The sequence below is a fragment of the Phenylobacterium sp. genome, from assembly GCF_035276905.1.
In the GTDB taxonomy this organism is placed as follows: Bacteria; Pseudomonadota; Alphaproteobacteria; order Caulobacterales; family Caulobacteraceae; genus Phenylobacterium.
The window spans coordinates 1-2,725 of the sequence record NZ_DATELG010000224.1; the positions used below are offsets into that span (position 1 = coordinate 1).

General features: G+C 70.2%; 5 protein-coding genes. 4 read left to right on the forward strand and 1 reads right to left on the reverse strand.

The window, feature by feature from the left end; genetic code table 11:
• A partial coding sequence (locus VJS38_RS10540) for a GcrA family cell cycle regulator (RefSeq protein ID WP_324088103.1) occupies positions 1-240 on the forward strand: 240 nt, incomplete at its 5' end.
• A gap of 40 nt (positions 241-280) precedes the next feature.
• On the opposite strand, the gene VJS38_RS10545 is transcribed toward VJS38_RS10540, so the two are convergent.
• Complete coding sequence (locus tag VJS38_RS10545; RefSeq protein WP_324088104.1) at positions 281-481, reverse strand: hypothetical protein; 201 nt, start codon at positions 479-481, stop codon at positions 281-283.
• A gap of 110 nt (positions 482-591) precedes the next feature.
• On the opposite strand from VJS38_RS10545, the gene VJS38_RS10550 reads away from it, so the two are divergent.
• The 3 genes from VJS38_RS10550 (at position 592) to VJS38_RS10560 (ending at position 2,268) form a co-directional block, all read left to right on the forward strand.
• Positions 592-885, forward strand: a complete 294-nt coding sequence (locus tag VJS38_RS10550; RefSeq protein ID WP_324088105.1) for a hypothetical protein — start codon at positions 592-594, stop codon at positions 883-885.
• Positions 882-1,085 (forward strand): hypothetical protein, encoded by a 204-nt coding sequence (locus VJS38_RS10555; protein WP_324088106.1) that lies wholly within the window; start codon positions 882-884, stop codon positions 1,083-1,085. Before VJS38_RS10550 ends, VJS38_RS10555 begins: the two co-directional genes overlap by 4 nt.
• A 280-nt stretch (positions 1,086-1,365) precedes the next feature.
• Complete coding sequence (locus tag VJS38_RS10560) at positions 1,366-2,268, forward strand: DUF2493 domain-containing protein (protein WP_324088107.1); 903 nt, start codon at positions 1,366-1,368, stop codon at positions 2,266-2,268.
• Positions 2,269-2,725: the final 457 nt, after the last annotated feature.

Genomic DNA, 2,725 nt, shown 5'->3' on the forward strand with positions numbered 1-2,725 from the left:
GTGGCTGGCCCGCCGACCGTCGCCAGGTCCGCGCCCGCGCGGATCGTCGAGGGCCCGGGCTGTGCGACCCTCCTCGCCCTGGGCGCACACATGTGCAAGTGGCCGATCGGCGACCCGCTCGAGGCGGGGTTCACCTATTGCGGCCGGCCGGCTGCTGACGGTCCGTATTGCCCGGGACACGCGCAGGTCGCCTACAAGCCCGGCGCGCCGCCGCCCCTGCGTGCGCGGTGCGATTGGTGAGCGACGAGCGCGGCGCCGCGGGCTCGGCTCTCGCTCGATGCTACTGGCGCAGGCTGCGATCCCGCATCATGGCGGGCTTCTCCAAGAGCTCCGCCAGCTCGTCGGCATCCTGGATGTCCAAGCCGGTCTGAGGGACGCCGTGGATGACCACGGGCTCGCCGGTGAAGACGTCGAAGACCGTCCAACCCTCGCGATCTTCCCGGATGTCGTAACGGCGGCCCATGGCCGGATGATGCGCCATCGGGGACGCCAATCCAACGTCGGTGCGGTGGGCCGGCCGCGCCGCCGTGCCCTCCCCCATCAGGCGTCCCGATCAGGACGCCGGCAACCCCACCACCTCAGGAGACTGCGATGTCTCGCAAACTCACCGTCACCTGGCGGGATGAAGCCTATGGCGCGCTTTCGGGCGTTCGCTGCGCCTTTCGCCTCTACGATTGCGCCTCGCTCAGCGACAGCGCCGTGCGTCGCATCCATGGCAAGGCCCGCAAGGCCGGCTTCAGCTGGCGCCAGGACCGCTGCGCCTGGATCGCCTACGAACTCGCCGCCGCCCACCAATTCGTCGCCGGGTTGCAGGTGCTCGGCTTCGCCGTCGTCCACGCCGGCCTTTGGCGTGAGCTGCCGCCTCTTCCGGAGACGGCCTCATGAAGGCCCAGCACGACAGGCCTGACGCGCGTGGGCCGGCGGCTGACGCGCGGCGCGACCGGCGGTTCAGCGTCCGCCCCGAATACTGCGGCTACCGCGCCCGCCGCTACGTCGCCCGCTTCTGCGGCGAGTGGATTGGCGAGGCCAGGACGCGCAGCGAGGCGCGCGCTCTGGCTCGCAGCTGGCGCGAGCACCGATTCTGAACCTCCGCCGCTCAAAGCGAAGGGACATATCAACGGCGCCGCGATGCCGATCCTTCAGGAGGGGGCTAAGGGGCGTCGCCCCTCGCGCGCGGGACGTGAAGTCTCCGCTGCTCTCCGACCGGCCGGAGGGGTTTCCCCGGCCTTCCTCCCTTCGGTCGTGCAGGCCGGGTGATCCCCCTCCCCTCCGGCCGCGTCCCACTTGCTACCCCCAGTCTCGCCGACGGGCAGGGGTCAGGGCGGGGGCCCTGAGCCCTGCCATCACCCCGTGGGATTTCCTGAAATGTTTGAGCCTTACTTCGCTCCCCTTCCGACCGCTTTCGACGACAGCCGCGAGCAGCCCCCCGAAGCTCAGCTTGAGCAGCTCGGCCATGTGCTGATGGCGGAGGTGGTCGACGTCCTGAGCGACACCCAGCTAGAGGACTTCCGCACGACCATTTGCGAGGCGCTGATTGGCGCGTTCCATTCGGCCGCGCAGCGGATCGAGCGCGAGGCCGACAAGCAGCGGGACGAAATCAACCGTCTGATGCGTGAGAACGACGGAAGCGAAGTCGCCGACGTCGAATTGCAGGAGGCGACCGCGAAGACCCGCGCGGCGGACATGGCGGTTGCCGCCGTGGAGGCGATCCGTGACGCCGCGGCGCAGGCTTACACCTCGGCGACCGGAGAGGTCTGGACGGCTTGGAGGGGCGCGGTTCGTGCTTCCCGCACCACGGCTGCGCAGATCGAGGCGCGGGACGCGCTGCGGACCGCCAAGGCGAGGAAGCACGCGGCGACCGATCCCGGCGCAACGGTCGTGGCGTTCCGGGCGGCCCCCCAGGCTGACACGGCCGACGACGCGCACAGGATCTTTGACGCGCTGAACTGGGCGCGCCAGCAATGGCCCGACATGGCCCTTGCGACGACCGGGGCGAAAGGCGGCGAGAAGATCGCGATCAAGTGGGCGCAGCAAAAGAAGGTCACGCTCGTCTTGGCTAAGGCCGATTTCGACAAGAACGGGCGCGCAGCGCCTTTCCGCGCCAACGACCAGCTGTTGGACCTTGACCCGGTCTGCGTGCTGACCCTGCCGAACACGCTCAACAGCGAGCGCGGCGCGGGCTTGCAGCCCTTCGGCCCGGCGCTGAACCTCGGCCAGAAGGCGGCGGAGAAGGGCGTGCGCCACGTCCCCGTCAAGAGCCGGGCGTAGGGGCGCGACGGGGCGGCTGGACTTGGCCGCCCCGCCCTCCCCTGTCGGGCGGGTGGTGCGCGCCTGAGGCGCCGGATTATTTTTCGGCGCCGCGGCCTGCGCTGCGCTCCGGCCGCGGCGCCGGGGTTGAGAGAACGAATCACCAACCGCAAAGTCGTGTGGGGCCGGATCGGGAACGCACCAAGCGCTTGAGGTTTGTTCGGCAGCTGTTCCGCAGGGTCATGTAAGCGCCGGCCGCCCCGTTTGGGGCGAACGCCGTGGGGGATCATCTCCTCGCGGACCAGGTCGTCTCCCCGCCCGCCAAGCCATCCCGGCGCAGCCGTGGCGACCATGACCTTTGTGAAGGCGGCCAGACCAGGCCGCCGGCGCAGCTGGGCGGAACTCAGGTCTCGACGTAGCCCAGAGCCGGCGGCGGCCTTGATGTCGAGCCGTCCTCGGCGTGGTTCAGAGCTCAACC